The sequence below is a fragment of the Spiroplasma endosymbiont of Amphibalanus improvisus genome (assembly GCF_964030645.1).
In the GTDB taxonomy this organism is placed as follows: domain Bacteria; phylum Bacillota_I; class Bacilli_A; order Mycoplasmatales; family Mycoplasmataceae; genus CAXIPX01.
In genome coordinates this window covers 70,011-91,030 of record NZ_CAXIPX010000001.1, presented here as the reverse complement: position 1 = coordinate 91,030, position 21,020 = coordinate 70,011, and the positions used below count along the sequence as shown (strand labels likewise).

At 26.5% G+C, this 21,020-nt stretch carries 20 protein-coding genes and 1 pseudogene; all 21 read left to right on the top strand.

All coding sequences use genetic code 4. The features are described from left to right. Nucleotides 1-231: pseudogene (locus tag AAHM77_RS00425) on the top strand (hypothetical protein); the annotation flags it as partial. 63 nt (nucleotides 232-294) lie between these two features. Next, entirely contained in the window at nucleotides 295-798 is a 504-nt protein-coding gene (locus AAHM77_RS00420; RefSeq protein ID WP_342252164.1) for a dUTP diphosphatase, read from the top strand. 12 nt (nucleotides 799-810) lie between these two features. Beyond that, complete coding sequence (locus AAHM77_RS00415; protein WP_342252163.1) at nucleotides 811-1,527, top strand: hypothetical protein; 717 nt, start codon at nucleotides 811-813, stop codon at nucleotides 1,525-1,527. Next, nucleotides 1,528-2,271, top strand: a complete 744-nt coding sequence (locus tag AAHM77_RS00410; protein WP_342252162.1) for a TrmH family RNA methyltransferase — start codon at nucleotides 1,528-1,530, stop codon at nucleotides 2,269-2,271. It begins immediately after the preceding gene. A gap of 311 nt (nucleotides 2,272-2,582) precedes the next feature. Further along, nucleotides 2,583-3,176, top strand: coding sequence for a hypothetical protein (locus AAHM77_RS00405; protein ID WP_342252161.1), 594 nt, complete (start codon nucleotides 2,583-2,585; stop codon nucleotides 3,174-3,176). A 47-nt stretch (nucleotides 3,177-3,223) separates the two neighbouring features. Next, complete coding sequence (locus tag AAHM77_RS00400) at nucleotides 3,224-5,182, top strand: hypothetical protein (RefSeq protein WP_342252160.1); 1,959 nt, start codon at nucleotides 3,224-3,226, stop codon at nucleotides 5,180-5,182. A gap of 25 nt (nucleotides 5,183-5,207) precedes the next feature. Continuing rightward, nucleotides 5,208-5,885, top strand: coding sequence for a M48 family metallopeptidase (locus AAHM77_RS00395; protein WP_342252159.1), 678 nt, complete (start codon nucleotides 5,208-5,210; stop codon nucleotides 5,883-5,885). A gap of 87 nt (nucleotides 5,886-5,972) precedes the next feature. Next, the gene (gene pheS, locus AAHM77_RS00390; protein WP_425288814.1) at nucleotides 5,973-7,010 is read left to right on the top strand and encodes a phenylalanine--tRNA ligase subunit alpha; all 1,038 of its coding nucleotides are present in this window, start codon (nucleotides 5,973-5,975) and stop codon (nucleotides 7,008-7,010) included. 12 nt (nucleotides 7,011-7,022) lie between these two features. Further along, nucleotides 7,023-9,410: a phenylalanine--tRNA ligase subunit beta gene (gene pheT, locus AAHM77_RS00385; RefSeq protein WP_342252157.1), complete on the top strand. Its 2,388-nt coding sequence runs from the start codon at nucleotides 7,023-7,025 to the stop codon at nucleotides 9,408-9,410. Nucleotides 9,411-9,432: 22 nt separating this feature from the next. Then, nucleotides 9,433-9,915 (top strand): DUF177 domain-containing protein, encoded by a 483-nt coding sequence (locus tag AAHM77_RS00380; protein WP_342252156.1) that lies wholly within the window; start codon nucleotides 9,433-9,435, stop codon nucleotides 9,913-9,915. Between the two features lie 19 nt (nucleotides 9,916-9,934). Beyond that, nucleotides 9,935-10,111, top strand: coding sequence for a 50S ribosomal protein L32 (gene rpmF / locus AAHM77_RS00375; RefSeq protein ID WP_342252155.1), 177 nt, complete (start codon nucleotides 9,935-9,937; stop codon nucleotides 10,109-10,111). A 96-nt stretch (nucleotides 10,112-10,207) separates the two neighbouring features. Next, a complete protein-coding gene (mraZ, locus tag AAHM77_RS00370) occupies nucleotides 10,208-10,642 on the top strand; it encodes a division/cell wall cluster transcriptional repressor MraZ (protein WP_342252154.1) in 435 nt (144 codons plus the stop codon). Between the two features lie 3 nt (nucleotides 10,643-10,645). Beyond that, nucleotides 10,646-11,614, top strand: coding sequence for a 16S rRNA (cytosine(1402)-N(4))-methyltransferase RsmH (rsmH, locus tag AAHM77_RS00365; RefSeq protein WP_342252153.1), 969 nt, complete (start codon nucleotides 10,646-10,648; stop codon nucleotides 11,612-11,614). A gap of 31 nt (nucleotides 11,615-11,645) precedes the next feature. Next, nucleotides 11,646-12,920 (top strand): hypothetical protein, encoded by a 1,275-nt coding sequence (locus AAHM77_RS00360; RefSeq protein ID WP_342252152.1) that lies wholly within the window; start codon nucleotides 11,646-11,648, stop codon nucleotides 12,918-12,920. 104 nt (nucleotides 12,921-13,024) lie between these two features. After that, nucleotides 13,025-14,224, top strand: coding sequence for a cell division protein FtsZ (gene ftsZ, locus AAHM77_RS00355; RefSeq protein ID WP_342252151.1), 1,200 nt, complete (start codon nucleotides 13,025-13,027; stop codon nucleotides 14,222-14,224). A 4-nt stretch (nucleotides 14,225-14,228) separates the two neighbouring features. Next, nucleotides 14,229-14,669 (top strand): cell division protein SepF, encoded by a 441-nt coding sequence (locus AAHM77_RS00350; RefSeq protein ID WP_342252150.1) that lies wholly within the window; start codon nucleotides 14,229-14,231, stop codon nucleotides 14,667-14,669. 76 nt (nucleotides 14,670-14,745) lie between these two features. Beyond that, on the top strand, nucleotides 14,746-15,138 hold the full coding sequence (locus AAHM77_RS00345; protein WP_342252149.1) for a hypothetical protein: 393 nt from the start codon (nucleotides 14,746-14,748) through the stop codon (nucleotides 15,136-15,138). A gap of 29 nt (nucleotides 15,139-15,167) precedes the next feature. Next, nucleotides 15,168-17,882 (top strand): isoleucine--tRNA ligase, encoded by a 2,715-nt coding sequence (gene ileS / locus AAHM77_RS00340; protein WP_342252148.1) that lies wholly within the window; start codon nucleotides 15,168-15,170, stop codon nucleotides 17,880-17,882. Between the two features lie 15 nt (nucleotides 17,883-17,897). Then, on the top strand, nucleotides 17,898-18,602 hold the full coding sequence (locus tag AAHM77_RS00335) for a signal peptidase II (protein ID WP_342252147.1): 705 nt from the start codon (nucleotides 17,898-17,900) through the stop codon (nucleotides 18,600-18,602). Between the two features lie 2 nt (nucleotides 18,603-18,604). Then, entirely contained in the window at nucleotides 18,605-19,534 is a 930-nt protein-coding gene (locus tag AAHM77_RS00330) for an RluA family pseudouridine synthase (RefSeq protein WP_342252146.1), read from the top strand. A 145-nt stretch (nucleotides 19,535-19,679) separates the two neighbouring features. Beyond that, nucleotides 19,680-21,020, top strand: coding sequence for a rhomboid family intramembrane serine protease (locus AAHM77_RS00325; protein WP_342252145.1), 1,341 nt, complete (start codon nucleotides 19,680-19,682; stop codon nucleotides 21,018-21,020).

Below are 21,020 nucleotides of genomic sequence, written 5' to 3'. Positions count from 1 at the left end.
AATCAGATTTTAGATAAGTTACAGTTCTTACAAAAAAGAAGAAATCGTTTTCATGCAATATCTATAGGGAAGGGTGAAGAGGTTAATATTAATAAAAAAACCTTTAATAACTTTTGATACTATAATCCAGACGACCCGTTTACAGCAGAAAATATTGTAGTTTCTTTAGAAGACCAATTACTAAATCAGTACAAACCACATGATGTAAATAAGGTGTATTTTGACCAGTAATTTGAAACACAAGAATATTTATTATATATTTAATATATTAATAAATATATAAGGATTTTTAAAGTGCTGTCACAGAATTTTTTAGAACAGATTAAGAATAAACAAGCTAATTTAGATAATTTTATTTTTGAAAAATCAAACACTTCACGTGAAGAAACAGTCCAAAAGAGGCAATTAGCATTCATCATTGAACTTTCAGAGTTTATTAATGAACAAAGAGATTTTAAATATTGATCAAAAAAACCAACTTCTGATAAGGATATTTTATTAGAAGAGTATGTCGATGGATTACATTTTTTAATAAGTATTGCCAATGATATTGAAGGATTAGATTTTAGTGAGTTTAAATTTATTCCAATCAAATGAGTTTCATTAACTAAATTATATTTAGACTGTTATAACAAATTTATGTTTTTTACAAAAAATGTTAGAATATCACATTACTTTATTTTATTAAATTCATTTTTAAATATTGGTTATAATTTAAAATTTGATGAAGATATAATTATTAAACATTATGAAAGAAAAAATAAAATTAATTTTCAACGTCAAGAAAATAATTATTAATGGTTAATCCAAATGGCAAATGATTATAGCTATCAAAAAATTGTTAGAAGAAGAAATAATTCAGATGTTAAAGAAATTCCTTTGACTAAAAAAGAACAAGAATTATTAGTTAAAAGTTTTACTTATAAAATAATTAATCGCTCTGAATTAAAATTTGTAATCAAAGATTGTCATATTGGCTATCATCTGTTTCATTCTGCTCAAGATCAAAGATATTGAACCAAGGTGATAGTTTTTGATGAACCGTTTAATGTCAAAAAACCTGTTTTTAATACTAAGTGATTAGGTAACGCAACGGTAGCTTATGGTTTTGACACCCTTGAAGAAGTGATAGAAAAAACAAATAAAATGATGAGTTTTGGTATTACCGCAAAACCCCCGATTAATGATTATTTGATAGATTGAGACAAAAAAACAGAACGTATTTATGTAGATAATGAACCAAAAACTTATTCTTTTGATGAATATTTGGAATTTCAAAAATGATTTAGTAAAAATAAAATTCGAATAATGAGCAAGAAAAAGGGTGTAAAATATTTTGAAGATTTGAAAGAATCTGAAAAATCACCAATGTTAATTTTGAGAAGTAAATCACAAGAACCTCCGCAACGTCCAAAACCAATGGCAGTTTTATTTGAAGAAAAAAAATATAGCAAAAATTTTGATTACACAGATATGACAAAAAAAAGATACATAATTGGTTTTTATATTGTCAATGGAGGATTTTAAATGGAAATCATCACTTCTTTAAAAAACCCTAAAATCCAAAAAATAATAAAACTAATAAAAAACAAAAAATATCGTGATGAACAACAAAAATTTATTATTGAGGGTGTTAATTTAGTTGATGAAGCAAGAGAACATAAAATATTAGATGAATTAATTATTTCTGCTTCATATTATAAAAAAAATTCTCATTTAAAAGGAATTGTTATTAGTGATGCAGCTTTTAATCAAATAGTTACTTTAAAAAATTATCAAGGACTGATCGGAATTTGTAATTTCATAGATTTTCAAATCGATTATAATGCAAATACTCTAGTATTATCAAACATTTCCGATCCAGGCAATTTAGGAACATTAATTCGAAGTGCTGCAGCTTTTAATTTCAAGAACGTTATTTTAATTAATAATTGCGCTAGTGTGTATAACCCAAAAGTTATTAGGTCAACACAGGGTTATTTATTTAAAGTTAATGTTTTAAATTTGAATAATGATGTATTGAGTGTTTTAAAAGAGAAAAAATATACATTATATGGAACTTATTTAAATAACTCTCGCAGTGTTGAATATAATAAAGTTGATAAATCATTAAAAAATCATATCGCTTTATTAATAGGTAATGAAGCAAATGGGTTAGATGCTGAATGCAAAAAATATATAGACATAAACATTAACGTGCCAATGGTAGCAGGGGTAGATTCACTTAATGCCGCAATTGCAGGTTCTATTATAATGAGTTATTTTTTATAAAAGTTTAGAACTTATTGAAATATCATTAAATATGTGTTATAAATTAATCAATGGTTTGTAGGTTTAATTATTTATTTATTTTTACAAAATGACTTTATTTAAAGAAACCCCTAACCCCTATATTCAATACTTCAAAAAAGTCATTTTATAATTTTGAAAGTAAATGGATAAAATAATTTGTTGATTAAATTTAACATTTTACAGCCATGGTTTATATTCTAAACAAAAATAAGCAAATTTTTTGCTTATTTTTGTTTTTTTATGTAAAATTGCAACAGTTAAACTTTTGTTTCAAGATAGGATGTATCAAGGTGGGCAACAATAAAACAGAACTAAAAAAAGAAGATTCTTTAAAAAAAACGGGTGAAAAATTAACAAAATCAGCTAAAGTCAAAAAAATTGGTTTACCAATTATTATTGCACTTACTGGTTTATTTTTAAGTGGATGAGTCGCAATTGAAGCTTTCACTAATTTTTTTGATCAAAGCAAATTTAATTTTTTTGAAACTTTATTCGGAGGAATGGGTTGAAATGGAAATAGTTGACATGTTCCTGGTACTGCTTTAATCGGTGGAGTGTCACTAATTTTATTTGTCACAATTTCTATACCACTATGAGTTTCAAAAAAGAAATCATTACAAATTTGATTTATAATTATTTCTTGAATTTTTCCTTTTGTATATCTAGCTGCTGGAATTTTTTATTTGGAAAATAATATTTCCCTTTTATTTAGTGGTAATGATATTGTGTCTCCTATTATTATTTCATTATTTTTGTTTTTAAATTTAGTGTGGTTAGTTTTTAATATTTTCGCAACTCATGATGTGGTAACCAAAAAAGTTGTAGTAACAAAATCGAAAAAAAAACACTTCGCGCTGAAAAAAGAGCTAAAAAACAAGATTTAGAAAATCAAGCAAACGAAAAAATTAAGTCTGATAAATTAAAACGCCATATGGAAAAACTTAATGGCAAATTATCTGAAATAAATAAAACAAAATTCTTTAGTACTCAAACAATGGATAATATTTTAAGTAAAAAAGAAATAGAAGAATTAAATTTATCTAGAGAATTAACAGATGATTTTACAAGAGATTATACAACTGATTTGCAATCCGATATAGCACGCACAATTGCTGTAGATGAATCACCAGTAGTGTCTTACAAGAGAGATGAAACATCACAACATGAACAAGAACGTATTTATGAAAAAACTAATTTAATAAATTCATCTGAAGTTACTTTCAAAAATATTGAACCATCATCAGAATACAATGCAAATAATTTTACAAATGAAACTATGGATGAAACTAATCCAGAAATAACATCTAAAACGGTTTTTCATGACCAAATGAAAGCTGAAATTAAAGAAGAGTTAGGTTATGACATTCGAAAACCAGAATATTTAAATCCTATTTTAAAATCAGAACCGACTAAAGACAATCTTGTAAGTGATATGGATTCAACACAAGCAGATATTGAATTTGAACCACCAAATATGTTCACGGAAAATAAAACTAAATATTTCACTCGGGAAGTACCGACTTTTGAACAACAAAATCAATCCTCTTATGAAAGAACATATGACAGTTTTAATTCACAAAAAACTTTTGAAAAAAGAAATAATTTAAATAATAATAAAGAACCTGATAACACTAGATATACATTTGAACGAGATTTAACAATCGACGGGAAACCTATTCCTTTGTATAATCCAGAACCACCAAAACATCAAAAAGATGTGACCTTGGCAACTGTTAAGTTAAATAAAAAAGCCATAACTGAAGCTTTTGAAGCACAAAAAGCGGGAACAAATATTATCGATAATAATGCAACCAATTATTATAGTAAAGGCAACAATAAAGAAGAAACAATGAAGCTGAAAAGAATTTTTAAAAAAAGAAATAAAAAAGATATCTTGAAAGAATCAATGAAAGAAATTAATTATGATGATTCTATTAAATTTAGACGTAGCGAAAAAAATAATGCTCGTCGTTTAGTAGAAGAAGCTAGAGAAGAAGTTCGTCCGGAAATGAATTTAAATTCTAATATTGAACAATCTGGTCACGATGAAGTTTATACACCAATTTCATCATTAGAAGATGAAACTAGAGCGATTAAGAAAGACATTAAAATTCCTTTTGAACAAACATATTCATTTGATACAGCTGAATTAGATCGTGAAATTTTAAAAAACATTGATAAAGAGAATATTGAAATTCAGTCAATGAAAGAAATTAAAAAAGAACCATATTTTGTTTCAGAAAGAGAATTACGTAAACAAAAAATCAATCAATTACGCGATTCTATTAGAGAAAGTATTATTATTCCTGATAAATTAAAAGATAAAATGTCAAAAGACAGTATTGCTTCTCAATTAAGTTTTTACAACAGTTTAAAAGAAAGCACACCACGTGGACACTCTCCAAAAGTTGACAATTCTTTACACGATAAAGTTTTTATCGGTGATTATGATCGTATTTGAAATAAAACTCAACAAGATCCGGCCAGAAAAAAAATTATTTCAGGTTTATATGGTAATAATTTAAATAAAAAAGAAGATGGACCAGTCACAAATCCAGCTTCAAGAGATTATGAACAAAAAGTAAACTCTAAAAAACCTAAAGAAGGTATTTATTATCGTGTTGAAGATCAAAATAATCAACAACCTAGACAAAAAAATGTTAATAAACAAAATAACTTCAATAATGCCAACGATTATAGAGATAGAATAACACAGCCAAATACCTTTAAACCAAAAATGGCAAATAAACCAAAAAAAGTTGTCAAAAATCCAAAAAATTCTTATAATGATAATAAATTCTACGTCGACAATAATGATATTTCAGATACAATAGTACCTAAATCAGACCCTAGAAATGCTGGAAAATTCTTTTTTGATGATGAAGACTAATAATTAATTATCGGAGTTATAATGAATGAAAAAATCTTTAAACATTAATGGCGGTGTTATAGAGTATAACTTGAAAATAGCCCAACAAAAAAACATTATACTGAATGTTAAATCAGGGAAAGTTAATATTTCAGCTCCGCCAGGTGTTGATTGCGGTGATATAGAAAAATTAATTCAACGCAATATTAACAAAATCAATAATGTAATTCACAGGTATAATATCAATCGTAAGATTTCTTTAAATTCAAAAGATCCGTATATTATTATTTTTAACAAAAAATATCCAATTAAATTTTATAAAAAAGAAATTGATATTAAGTTAACAAATCAAATGCTGCATATTACTCAAGGCAGTGATGTTGATTTTATGATTAAGAAAATATATAATTACTTAAAACAATATTACAAGAACTTGTTCCAAGATTATTTAAATAAGTGATCGAAGAAGATGAATTTAGAATATGATGAATTAGTTGTTAAAAACATGGTATCACGTTGGGGAATTTGCTATCCTTTTGAATATAAAATAATTTTAAATATTCGTTTAATTCATTTTGATGTTCGAATTTTAGAATATGTCATTATTCATGAATTAGCACACCTATTGCATACAAATCATTCGAAAGAATTTTGAATGTATGTTGCAAAATTTTGCCACTATTATAAAGATGTAAAAAAAGTGCTAAAAAACCCGGGTGTTTAACTTTTAGTTAAACATTTTACTATTTTTATAACAATTTATTTTTTGTTCAATAGGTTATAATGAATAAAAATAGAAAGATTAATGCAAATGGAATCGGAAATTAAGAATTTATTTCTAAAGGTAAAAAAGGAAATTAATAATATTGATAGCATTAAGGATTTAACAAATTATCAATCAAAAATTTTAGGTAAAAATTCAGAAATTACTAAATTACTAAGATCAATCAAGGATTTAAAACCAGAAGAAATGAGAAAAACTGGTTTTTTAATTAATGATTATAAAAAAAAGATTGCCGATTTATTTAAAGCAGAAAAAATAACTATTGAAGAAAAACAAATAAATAAAGAATTATTAAATTCTCGAATTGATGTCACTTTTGATCCCGATGATGTACAAACAGGATTTGTTAATCCATTATTCATAGTTCAAGATGAAATTATAAGTTTTTTTAATAATTTAGGTTACCAAACTGTTAACGGAAATGAAGTTGAAACTGATGAGTACAATTTTCAACGTTTAAATTTAACCAAGGATCATCCAGCAAGAGATATGCAAGACTCATTTTTTTTAGATAGCAAAACTGTTTTAAGAACGCACTGCACCAACATGACAGCGAGAGCTATTTCACAAGTAAAAGATTTAACTAAACCAATTGCTCAAGTTTCGATTGGCAATGTTTATAGACGCGATGATGACGATTCAACTCATTCTCATCAGTTTATTCAATTAGATGGATTTTTAATAGCAAAAAACATTACTTTCGCTAATTTAAAATGAACTTTACAAGAATTTTGTAAACATGTTTTTGGCGATGGAACTACAATTAGAATGAGACCCAGTTATTTCCCATTTACCGAACCTTCTGTTGAAGTTGATATTTCCTGTGTTAAATGTAATAAAAAAGGTTGTTCGTTATGCAAACAAACTGGTTTTATTGAAATTCTAGGTGCTGGAATGATTTCTCCAGGTGTTTTTGAAAAATGTGGAAAATCAAAGGATTTACAAGGCTTTGCATTCGGGGTAGGGATCGAAAGAATCGCTATGCTAAAGTATGGTGTAGAAAACATTAGAGATTTCTATAATAATGATATGAGATTTTTACAACAATTTAGAACATTTAAGTAGAAGGGCATTTTTATGTTAATATCCAAAAATTGATTAAATAAACATATAGATTTATCACAAATAACAAACCAACAAATCATTGACGCTCTTAATCACTTAGGTTTAGAATTTGAAGAATTAATCGATTATTCTAAAAATCAAAATGTTACAGTTGGTAGAATTTCTGTAATTAATAAAGTTGAAAAGTCCAACAAATTAAGTTTTTGTCTAGTTGATATTGGTGAAGAATTGGTATCACCCATTATGTGTGGTGGAAATAATTTGCATGAAGAACAATATGTTTTGGTTGCCAAACCAGGGGCAACATTGTTTAACGGAACTAAAATTGTGGAACGTAAATTAATGGGAAAAATTTCGCAAGGGATGATTTGTTCCTTGTATGAATTAGGAATTGATGAACAATTTTTAGATTCTAAAGAAATTGAAGGAATCGCAGAATTAAAGGAAGGAATCGATACATCATATGAACAATTAGGTTCATCATCAATATTATCCGCTTTAAATTTAGATGATGTGTTCTTTAGAGTCGATCTGACATTAAATCGTAGTGACTGCTTAGCGGAATTTGTGATTGCTAAGGAACTTGCCAATTATTTTAATCTCAAGTGCAGAGACTTGGAACTTTTTGAATTGAATAAATTTTCAAAAAAAATTAAATCACCACCAATAATAGTAGAATCCAAAGCTATTAATGCAGTTAAATATTTAACATCTAAGATAGAGCCTAAAACGTATGCTACTTTTAGGGATGCAGTTTGACTGAAACAAAATTTGCAGAAGGCTAATCAAGAAGATTGATTAGTGAATAACGCAAATATTGCAGCAGTTGAAACTGGTCAACCATTAATAGTTTTAGATTTAAATAAAATTCAATCAAAATTAGTGATAAGTGATAATTTTGAAAATAAAGAAAATAAAATTAAAAAAGGCGACTTAGTGATACTAGATGGAAAAAATTTTGTTCATTTAATCGGGGGTAAGACCAACACTGCATATTTACCAAAAAATGACACTAGTGCCATTTTGGTCATAGCATTAAACGTAGAAACAAAAGTTATGCGTGAGCAGGCAAAAAAAATCGATAATTACGATATTAATTTAAGAAGATACATTAAACCTTTGAGTCAATCAGCATTAGAACTAGGGATATTAAGATTTTTACATTTAATTAACAATGAAAATAACATCAAAGATGTTTCGTCAATAAATAGCATAGAAAAGAAAAAAAAATTTAATAAAGCAATTACAACTACATTAGAATATTTTAATAATTTTTTGGGAACAGAATTGAAGTCTCTGAAGATTTTATCCTTGTTAACACCTTTGGGATTTAAAGTCTCTGACAATAAAAATACTTTTGTGATCACTCCGCCAGATTACAGAACAGATATTCATGATAAGTCGGATTTAGCTGAAGAAATATCACGTTTATATGGTTATGACAACATTCAATCAAAACCAGTAATACTAGAATCAATGGGAGGTGATATTAGAAATTTTAATTTTGAATTGATAAATAAAATTTCTAATGTATGCATAGGTCAAGGGTTTAATAAAATTAAAACTTACAACCTCACATCGGACACAAAAGCGAATAATTTCAATTTTCTAAAACATAAAAAATTAATAAAAGTAATGAATCCATTATCTTCAAATAGAGAAGTTCTAAGACCGACACTGATGAGTAATATGTTTGATAGTTTAATGTTTAACAATAGTCGTAATTTTCATGACCAAAAATATTTTACAATTGAAAAAATATATCACAAGGATGATTTTTACGGTTCTTACCATTTATGCTGTATGGCACAAGAAAAAATCATAAACAATCAATGAACACATCAAGAATATAAAAACTCTTTTTTCTATATGAAAGGTTTATTACACAATATTCTTAATCAATTAAATTTCGATGTTTCTAAATTAAAATACAAAAACATTAGTGATAAGGGAGACATTCTCAATTCTTATCAGTCAGCAGAAATTATTTTAAATAACAAAACAATCGGAATAATAGGGGTAACCCACCCAAAATTCGAGAAAGAATTAAAAATTAAAAAAACATATTTGTTTGAAATTAATTTATTACCATTTTTTGATAATTTTGAAAAACATCAAACTAGTTATAAATCATTCATTATTAATGTGCCTATAAAAAGAGATATTACCATTATTCAAAGTGATCAGAATAACTTAGAAACAATTAAAAATTTGATTCAAAAATCATCATCATTAATTCAATCAATTGAGTTAATTGATCATTATAAGAGTGCAGAGAAAAAAACTTTAACTTTAACTTTAAAGTTCAACTCTATAAAACAATTAAATGATTTGGATATCAAAAAAGAATTTGATAGCATATTATCAAAACTTAAAGATAATAATTTTAAAATTTTATAATTAAATAAAATTAAAGGAAATTATGTATTTTAACCAAAATGATTTAACTATTAACAAGATTATTAATATAAAACAAATTATTAAATCAATACCTGATAATTATAAAAATTTATTTCATAATGTAGCTGGAATTAAAGAAATTAAATTAGATGGACAAATTAGATATTTTAAAGAAGGCAGTAGGTTAGAAACTGATATCAAGGTTTCCGCACAAATCAATGTAATTTCTGCTTTATCCAATAATATTTTTGATTATAAATTTGATTTTTTATGAAAAGATGAGTATAATTTCAATGTTATAGACTCTTTAAAATCAAATTTAATTTTAGACCCAGAAGGATTTTTTTTAGAAGGTTATGCATTAGATGAAACATTTATGCGCATCCCCTTAAATCTTTCTTTACCTGGAGAACGTGAAAAATTCAAAAAAATAAATTTAGATTCAAAGAAAAAAGATCAAATAGACCCTAGGTGATCAGATTTAAAAAAAATTAATATTAAATAATTAATTTGGGAGCATCAATATGGCAGTACCGTTTCGTAAAACCAGTAAGCAAGTAAAAAGAAAGAGAAGAACACATTTCAAACTATCCCCAATTTCATTAACATCATGTAATAATTGTGGGGCCGCAATTAAATTGCACCGAATTTGTAGAGAATGTGGTTATTATAAAAATAAAGAAGTTAAAGTTATTGATTAAAGTTATTATTTGAAAAAAAATAATAACTTTTTTTATTTTTATTTGAAAAAATGGGATATATAGAATATAATATGGGAGATAGTGGAGGAAAGTGGGATGCTATTTCTTGGACAATACCACCATACTATAGATGATAAAAATCGTTTAACAGTGCCGTCAAAATTTCGTGATGTTCTGAAAAATGAAAGTGTTTTGTATGTATCTAAAGGGCTTGATAACTGTCTTGAATTAAGAGATGAAAAGCAATTTAATGTATGAGCCGAAAAACTTCGTCAATTAGGTGATGGTAAAAAAACCGCACGTGCTTTAACAAGACAAATAATGTCCCAATCTGGTGAAGTCACTATTGACAACTCAGGTCGTATTAAAATAAATCAATTCCAATTAGATTTAATTGGAATAAAAAAAGATGTTGTTATTGTGGGTAATAACAATAAATTGGAATTTTGAACACCTGAAGCATGAGAAAAATATCAAACAGATAATTCTTCACTTGAAGATTATGCTGATGAATTAGGCGACTCTTTTTAATTAATGATAAAAAAAGTTCCTATTTCCAATGATAAAAGCAATCATCATTCCTCTGTTCTATTAAAAGAATCTATTAATCTATTAAACATTAACACTGAAGGTATCTATGTTGATTGTACTCTGGGTCTAGGAGGACATTCAAAACACATTATAGAAAAACTAAATCATGGAAAATTATTTTGCTTTGAGCAGGATGAAGAAGCTATTGAATCAGCTAAAAAAGTTTTAAAACAATTTGATCCTCAAAAATTTGAAATTATTAAATCTAATTTTAAAAATTTAGATTTAGAATTGTTTCAAAGAGGAATTAAAAAAGTTGATGGATTTATTTTTGATTTAGGCGTTTCTTCGCCACAATTAGATAATGATTACCGTGGTTTTAGTTATAAAAAAAATTTTGATCTAGATATGCGAATGGATTTATCTCAGGATTTAAATGCAAAAAAAATTATCAATGAATACGATTACGAACAATTAAGAAAAATTTTTTTCCAATACGGTGAAGAACCTAATGCTAATAAAATAGCTAAAAATATTATCAAACGTAGAGAGAAAAAAACAATTGAAACTACTTTAGAATTAGTTGATGTTATAAAAGAAGTTCTGCCCCAAAAAATTTTAAAAAAGAAGAAACATCCTTGTAAAAAAGTTTTTCAAGCAATTAGAATTGCTGTTAATAATGAACTCGATGTTTTGGTTATTGGTCTTTCCAAAGCATTAAAATTACTAAATAAAAATGGTAGAATAGTTGTAATAAGCTTTCATTCTTTAGAGGATCGAATTGTAAAAAAAATGTTTACTGAAGCATGCAAGATCCCAGAAGAAGAATTGTATAAATATTTACCAGTTCAAAACACTAACACTAGTAATTTTGAGTTAGTTACCAAAAAAGCTGTAAAACCGTCATTAGCAGAAATCGAACGAAACCCCCGAAGTCATAGTGCTACAATGAGAGTTTTATATAAAAAATAATATTTCATTCTAAGGAGATTATTAATAAGGTATGAAAAATATTTTAAAAGAAATATATGCCATTCTTGAATTAAGAGATAATGAAATATTATTTTTGGTTGGTATGTATTATAAATCAGAAATTAGAGTTTTGTATAAAAAGAGCGTTCAAACCTCGGTTGGTCAAAACGGAATTATTACAGATAAAGCTAGAATAGGTAATTGTGTTAGAAAAATTATTGATGAAGCTAACAAATTTCTAGGAATTGATATTAAAAGGGTAATTTTCATTCCTCCAGAAAAACAAACTAAAATCAATATTTTTAAAACTAAAATTTTAATTCCTAATAATAGAAACATTTTAAAAGAAGATGTGGATCAAATAATTTCTAAGGTTAAATCAGAAGCATCATTTGAAAAAACAAGGTATGTTTATTTTATTAGACCATTTAAATATTATTTGGATAATGGCAGAGAGATGTATAAACCACCAATTGGTTTTTCGTCTCAAAAATTAAAATTAAAATCTATTATTTATTCTCTTCCTATAAATATATGAATTTCTCAAATGAAAATTTTGAAATATGCTAATTTAGAGCGTCAAAGCATTGTCCCGCGCGGTCATGTACTAGGCACTGAAATTGCTAGTTTCAATAAACTAAAAATAGGTTTAAATATTATAGAATGAAATAAAAATTCTATAATGCTGAACTCATTTGTTTCAGGTGTTTTAGCCAAACAAATTGAAATACCAGATCATTACGATGAATGGTTAATTAAACCGATAGTTGATAAATTGGATTGCAAACCCAGTTTAGCAAAAATGTATATTGAAAATTTTGTCAAATTAAAATCTAAATATAACAATAATTTAGTAATTTATTCTAAATTGAGTAGAAATCAAAATAAATATATTAAATTTACCCTTCAGGAATTTAATTTTTTTGTAGAAGAATTAATTATAAAAGAACTGCAAAAAATTGATTATTCACTAAATACCATTCTTCAAACTAAGGATTTACCGATTATTTATATTGGTGAAATCACAAATATTGGTGGTATAAGGAATTTATTATTAAAACCTGGTAAAAATGTTTCTATTCACAACGAACAAAACATGGCAGGAAACGAAATTTGATTAACACCATTAGTTGGCGCGATTCATCATCAACATATCGTTAATAAACAATTAGGTTATACAAAAACAGCTGTTGATAATAATGAACAATTTATTCATAAACCATTACTGATGCAATTACCAAATATTGATAATGAACAATTGAATCACAATGCTTCAAACAATAGGCAACACCAAATACCAGCATAAGTTAAGTTAAGGTAAACTTTTAATTAAAAAGTTATCTAATAATAAACAATAGTAAAATATTTAACTAATATTTATAATAATTTGGAAAGAAAAGGAATAAACAAATGAAAGAATTTCAAGAATTTGAACAAGTAGCATCAATTAAAGTTATTGGAGTTGGTGGTGCTGGAAATAACGCCGTAAACAGGATGATAGAAGCTGGAGTACAAGGTGTTGATTTTATAGTCGCAAACACTGATGCACAAGTTTTATCTTCTTCAAAAGCGAAAAATAGATTAATTTTAGGTAAAAATTTATCAAAAGGATTAGGTGCTGGTGCAAACCCGGATATAGGTAGACAAGCAGCAATTGAATCAAAAGAAGAGATAGCCGCTTGTTTACAAGGAGCTGATATGATCTTTATTGCTGCTGGAATGGGTGGAGGTACTGGTACTGGTGCAGCCCCCATTGTTGCTGAAATCGCTAAATCATCAGGTGCACTAACAATTGGGATTGTAACTACACCATTTTCTTTTGAAGGTCGTGTTCGAAATGGTTATGCAATGCAAGGTTCAGAAGAACTTAAAAAACATGTTGATTCATTAATTGTTGTTTCAAATGATCGTTTGTTGCAAATTATTGGTGGTATTCCGGTTAAAGAATCATTTAAAGAAGCAGATCAAATTTTGCGTCAAGGTGTTCAAACAATTACTGATTTAATTGCTATTCCTTCTTTAATTAACTTAGACTTTGCAGATGTAAAAAATATTATGACTGATAAAGGTACAGTTTTATTTGGTGTTGGTATTGCTGAAGGTTCAGATCGTGCTGTTATCGCTGCTAATAAAGCAATAGTTTCTCCATTATTAGAAGCTTCAATTACTGGTGCAAAGGATGCGATTGTTAATGTAACAGGTGGTTCATCAATAACATTAAACGAAGCACATGATGCTGTAGATATTGTTCGTAAGGCAACCAAAGGAGAAGTTAACATTATTTTTGGTGTAGCAATCAATGAAGCATTAGAAGATGAAATTATTGTAACTGTTATTGCTTCGGGATTAAATTCACAGAAAGAAAATTATGATGAAGAAGATGAAGAATACGAAGAAGAATACGAAGAAGAGGTAGCATACCAAAATCGTAAATCAGAATATATTAATCCAAAAAATAGACCTTCATATGTAAGTCAAAATCGTTACCAAAATCCCCCATACCAAAATCCCCCATACCAAAACACAGCTCCTCAACCACAATACATAAAACAACCAGTATCTAAACCGGATAAAACCGATGTTCCTCAATGAATGAGAAAGAAATGATAGTTAAATGAAAAAATGGAATTTAACAAAGTTTTTAGAAGAGGAAGAGCGAAATATTAATAGTAACTCTGAATTAAAAGATAACATTAAAAAAAGTATTTCTGCCAAGTTCTTAAACTTAAAAAACACTTTTAGATTGTCGCCTGGTGACATTGAAGATACTACAGTTCAAAATCCTGATAATTACAAAATTGCTTCAAGAACTCAAGAATTCGAGATTACTCAAGAGTTAGTAGATGATACAACTGAAATATCGATTCAAAATTATTTTGAAGTTTCAAATGTAGTTGATTACTTGTTGTTGCATAAAAAAATGATATTAGATTTATCAACTTCTATTCCAGAAGAATCACGCCGAATTATTGATTTTTTATGTGGGATTATATTTATTAAAAAAGGTACTATTGAAAATTTGGATCCTAAAAAATATTTAATTTTATTAAATTAAATATTTTTTTTATATTTAGAAAATTTTATAGTATATTTAAGAAAGTTATTCATTTATCAAGGGAGTATTAATTAAAATGCAAGAAAACATAAATAATAAAAATAATATTCAAAATGAAGAAAATTTAGAAAAAAAAATTTTAAATATTAATCCTGAATCTGATTATTATAAAAAAATGATGGAATCTTCAAATTCATTATTTAAAAAAGCTCAGAGCACATTAGATGTAGCGCAATATAATGCATCAAAAATTATTTATGAAGCAGTTGATATGGCCTATGAGGTAAAAAACAGCATCATTGAATTATTATCTGACATTAAAGATAATAAAAATAATTTAAATAATATCATTTTCATTATTGAAAATTTTGTTAAAACTAATGAAGAAATATTTGTTTCTAATAAAAATATTTTAGAAATTTCAGAGAGTTTAACAAATAAAATTATTAAAAAGATCAATAATAATTAAACTTTTAACTATTTTCGGAGGACTAATAAATGGATTATAAAAATTCATTATTAATGTTAAAAACTAATTTTGATATGAGGGCCAATTTAAAAGAAAAAGAACCAAAAATTCAAAATGTTTGAGCTGAAGAAAATATTTATAACAAAATGATTAAGATGAATAAACTTAATGATAAGTTTATTGTGCACGATGGTCCACCATATGCGAATGGAGATATTCACATTGGTCATGCGTTGAATAAAATTTTAAAAGATTTTGTGATACGTAGTAAAAACTACCAAGGTTTTTATGCTCCTATTAATTATGGTTTTGATACTCATGGTTTGCCGATCGAAAATGCAGTTTTAAAAATGAAATTAAGTAGTGAACAAAACAAAAATCCGATGGTTTTTATTAATCAATGCCAATCTTTTGCCAAAAATAATGTTCAAAAACAAACTAATCAATTTTCTAAATTAGGCTTATTCACAGACTATGCCAATGCATATGTCACATTAGATTTTAATTATAAATTAACTCAGTTAAAATTGTTTCAAAAAATGTATAAACAAGAATTGATTTATCGCCAGTTAAAACCAGTTTACTGGTCGCCTTCAAGTAAATCTGCTTTAGCAGAAGCTGAAGTAGAATATAAAGACTTAAGAGCTCAATCATCTTATATTGAATTCTCATTGCTATCAAACAATATTTTTGGCAATGATGTATCAGTAATAATTTGAACCACAACTCCTTGAACTATCCCATGTAACCAATTGCTAGCAATAGGAGTGAATATTGAATATGGTTTATATAATGTTGGTGATAAAAAATATATTGTTGCAACTAAATTAGTTAAACAAATTGCGAAAAAATTAGATTGAAAATCACCTAAGTTGATTCGACAAGTTAAACCAACTGAATTAGAAAACTTAAAAACTCAACATCCTTTGTATAGTACTAAAACCTCAAAAATTGTTTTTGGTCACCATGTAACAGATGAATCTGGAACAGGAATAGTACACATTGCGAGTGGTTTTGGTTTAGATGATTACCAAATTGCTTTAAAAAACAATGTTAAAATTTATGCTCCCATTGATGATTTAGGTCATTTTACAAATGATATTATTGATGATGATTTAAGAGGTTTGTTTTATGAAAAAGCAAGTAAGATTGTCACTCAAAAATTAGTTCAAAACGGTAAAATGCTAAGTTTTGATTTTTTTGAGCACTCTCACCCCATTGATTGAAGAACAAAAAAACCAATTATTTATCGTGCTACTACGCAATGATTTGTTAATATTAATAAGTTAAAAACTAAACTATTATTCAATATCGATAAAGTTGATTTTTTGCCAAGTTGAGGAAAAAATAGACTAAAACAAATGGTTGAATCAAGAAGTGATTGATGTATTTCTCGCCAAAGATTATGAGGTGTACCAATTATTGCTTTTTATGATAAAGATAATAACTTGGTTTTAAATGAAGAAATTATCAATTATGTTTTAAATAAATTAGAAAAGGAAAAAAGTTTTTTAGTTTGATTCGACAAACCAGCTGATTTCTTTTTGCCAGCTAAGTACAAAGGATTAGGTTATAAAAAAGAAAATGATATCATGGATGTTTGATTTGATTCTGGTGTCTCACATTTAGTTGAATTACCTAAACATGAAGTTGAAATATCTGATTTAGTCTTAGAAGGAAATGATCAATATCGTGGATGATTTAGTTCTTCTTTAATTACCAGTGTGATCAATAATAAAAAATCACCGTACAAAACAGTAATTTCCCATGGTTTTGTTAATGATGAAAAAGGTAATAAAATGTCTAAATCATTGGGTAATGGGATGTCATTAGAAAAAATGATTGATCAATTTGGTGCAGATGTACTGCGTCTATGAGTGATGTCAGTTGATTACTTCGATGATGTAAAAATTGGAAATGACATATTAAAACAATCATCAGAGTCTTATCGTAAAATTCGTAACACACTGCGATTTATTTTGGGTAATATTTCTGATTATAAAATCAATTCTTATAATAACACTCTAACAGGTGTAAATAATTTTATTGTTTTTAAAGCTAAAGAAGTTTTCGAAACAGTAAAATCATATTTTAGTGAATACCAATTTAATAAAGCATTTAAAGAGATCAATTATTTTGTAATCAACGATTTATCAACATTTTATTTAGACTTCATTAAGGATGTTTTATATACTGATAGTGAAAATGACCCAAAAAGAAGAGAAATTCAACAGACTTTATATGTTATTTATCGCTTTTTAATTAACATGATTAAACCTGTTTTGGTCCATACAGCAGAAGAGGCAAACCAATTTATTGAATATAAAAATAAAAAGTCTTCTGTGCATTTAGAACATAATTTTGAATATGATTTAGTTATTAAAAAATCAGAAATTGAACTTTGAGAATCAGTCATTTTATTGAAAAAAGATATTGCAAAAGCTATAGAAAACGCAAGAAATAATCAGGTGCTAAAAAAATCCTCTGAGGGGGTAATCAACATCTTTTTAAAACAAGAATATGATTTTTTAAAAAAAGTGGAACATTTAGAATTAATATTAATGGTTAATAAAATTAATTTTTTAGAAAAACTAGATGATAATGAAGAATATAATACTGGTTATATTCAAGTTCAAAAAACTGATGGGCAAAAATGTGCGCGTTGTTGATTATACTACGACAACATAATTGTTGAAACAGAATTATGTGAACGTTGTGAGAGTATTGTTAAAAGTTTAACTTAATAATTAAGGGTTTCAATGGAAAGATTTAAATTAAGGTTTAAAAGGTTTTGAAAAAATTCTCTTAAATACTTAAAAACCAAAGATTATCAATGAAAATGAAAATTAATATATGTTTTACCTTTAATTACTTTTTTGTTAATAATTGATATTACAACAAAACAAATTGCTAACAACCACTTAACATTAAATGGCAGCGCTGTTCAATGACTAGGTATTAATTTTAAATTAATTTATAATGATGGAATTGCGTTTGGAACTGATGTGCCAGTCGGTTTGATGCTCACTATGCAATCTATTGAAATTATATTTTTTATTTTATTAATTATTTTTAATAATAATAAAATTTTATTGGCATCTGCATCATTTTTATTCTCAGGCGCTTTTGGTAACATGTTGGATCGTATGTGAAATCATGGAGAAGTAATTGATTTTATTTGTTGAAATTGATTCGGACCACAAACTATTTTCAATTTTGCAGATACTTTTGTCACAATAGGGATCGTTTTAATTTTTATATATGCTTTTAGTGAAATTTTTATAATTTGAAAATCAAAAAAAGAAAATAATGAAGTAGAAACCATTCCAGAAAATAATAAATTGCAAATTGATACCAAGGAAAATAAAAAATCTGGTGATAATTCTGAAAATCAATTGTCAGAAGAAATGTCTGTAAAAAAAGAACTAGATAATAAAAATAATAAATCTATCAATAAGGAGTAAATTTGGAATCACAAATATTTAAAATTAAAGTTAAAGAAAAGGACAGATTAGATGTGTTTATTTCTCACTTTTTAAAAGAACAAAATATTGAATTTTCTAGAAACAAAGTTCAAAAATTAATTATTAATTCCAAAGTGAAGGTTAATAATCAAATTTCTTTAATCCCTAAGATGATAGTAAAAGAGAACGATAATATTGAATTATTTTTTGAGTATCCTGTTAATAAAACTGAAACTGAAATAATTCCTTTAAATTATAAATTAGACATTTTATACGAAGACGAAGATATTATTGTGGTAAATAAACCAAATAACATGGTTGTACATCAATCATTTGGACATGAAAAAGACACTTTAGTTAATGCTTTAGCTTATCACACCAAACAACTTTCTAATTTAAATGGCGCAGACCGTTTAGGAATTGTGCACAGAATAGATAAACAAACAACAGGATTATTGGTGGTAGCCAAAACTGATCAAGCTATGTTAAATTTGCAAGAACAAATTAAAAAACACATTATAACAAGAGAATATCAAGCAATAGTCCATGGTGTTGTAAAATATGATCAAATTAAAATAGAAGGCCCAATCGGTCGTGATGAAAAGGATCGAAAAAAAATGGCGGTCACAAGTAAAAATTCAAGAGATGCGGTAACGAATTTAGAAGTGATAGAAAGATTTAATAAATTTACATTAGTCAAATTAATATTAGAAACAGGACGAACACACCAGATTCGAGTGCATTTAAAATATATTCAACACCCCATTTTAGGTGATCATAAGTACGGTCAATTAAAAGACAAAAACAGTAAGTACGGCCAGTATTTACATGCGTATAAATTATCTTTTATGCATCCGGTTAAAAATAAAGTGCTGACTTTTAATGCTGAATTACCTGATTTTTTTAATGATAAACTTGTAGAAATAAAATAGTTTTTTTATTTTTACTTATGTTAAAATAAAAAAAATGTTTTAAATTATGAAATATAAATTAGTTATATCAATTTATTTGTAATAAAGCAGTTTAAACATTATAATATTATAAGTTTAATTAACTATAAAATATCGGAGAAAAAGAGTGGTTAATAATTATAATGCTGAAAAATTAGAGTTGGTAAATTTTTTAAAAAAAGAAAAATATACTCAATTTAAAGATTTTCAAGACAATGAATATAATAATGTTTATTTTTATAATAAAAAGCCTGACAAATTTCACATTGTGTGTATTTCAAATGCTGCAGTTGGAAAAAAAGAATTTGTAAAAGATGATAACATTAAACAAATTCGTGAAAATTTTCCAGCAGAATCAGACCCACTAATTCTTTTCGTTTCTCTAACTGATAATGTAAAAAACACTGAATTTATGAAGGATATGACCTTCCTTTATTTAAATCAAAAAAACTTTGAAAAGGATTTTAAAAAACAATTTTCAAAGTTTAAAAGTTCTATTAAAAAAGAAGAAGATGAAGAACAAAAAACTTTAGATTTAGCAAGTATTTCTAATGAAGAACTGATCGAAGGTTTACAAGATAAAGATAGTGATATTTTTAAATCTGTTAAAAAAACTAAAAATAAAATTCAAGCTAGTAATTTAGTATTAGTTTGACCATATATTATTTTTTTAACGGTTGTACCAGTAATCTTTTATTTAATCCGCCCATTAATATTCGGGATGGGCGAAGATATTTCAAACCCTTTATTTTTTGAATGAATTTTTGGTGGAGTTAATAGAGATTTTTTAGTTGGTGCTAATCAATGATGAAGGTTGCTAGTTTATCCATTTATTTATACAACTTCATCAATTTTTGCTATATTCAATTTATTTATTTATGGTTTGATGATTTACATGTGTATTCGTTTTTTAGAAGTATCGATCAGTAAGTGAAAAATATTAGTTGGTACCTTTGTAGGTTACATAATTACAGGTTTTGTTTTAGGGATGACTAGTCCTGCTGAAATATTTGCCGGACCACAATATGTTGCTTATGTATTATATGGGATGTTATTTTTTACCATTTTCAGAAAACAAAATGTCACATCAGTGTTAGCTAAAAATTATACTTTCTGAATACCGATTACCTTTTTACTTTGACCTTTATTTGATGGTAATTTATTTGAATTTCTTTACATTTTTCTAGGAGTTTCTGTTGGAGGTATTTTAATTTCATTGCTGAATTACAATTGGAAAGAAATTGAATGATTTATAGGCATTCCAATCCTTTGTTTAATCGCATTAATCATTATTCCGATTATATTAATGTCAGTTGAACAATATGTTCCACCAGTAAATTATTATGTTTACCATTCATATTTAGCATATGACCAGGCAGGATTGATGTCAGAAGATCATATTAGTTCTATATTTAATAATTATTATTTTAAATCTCCAGCTTGAGTTAACGATCACTTTGGATTTTAA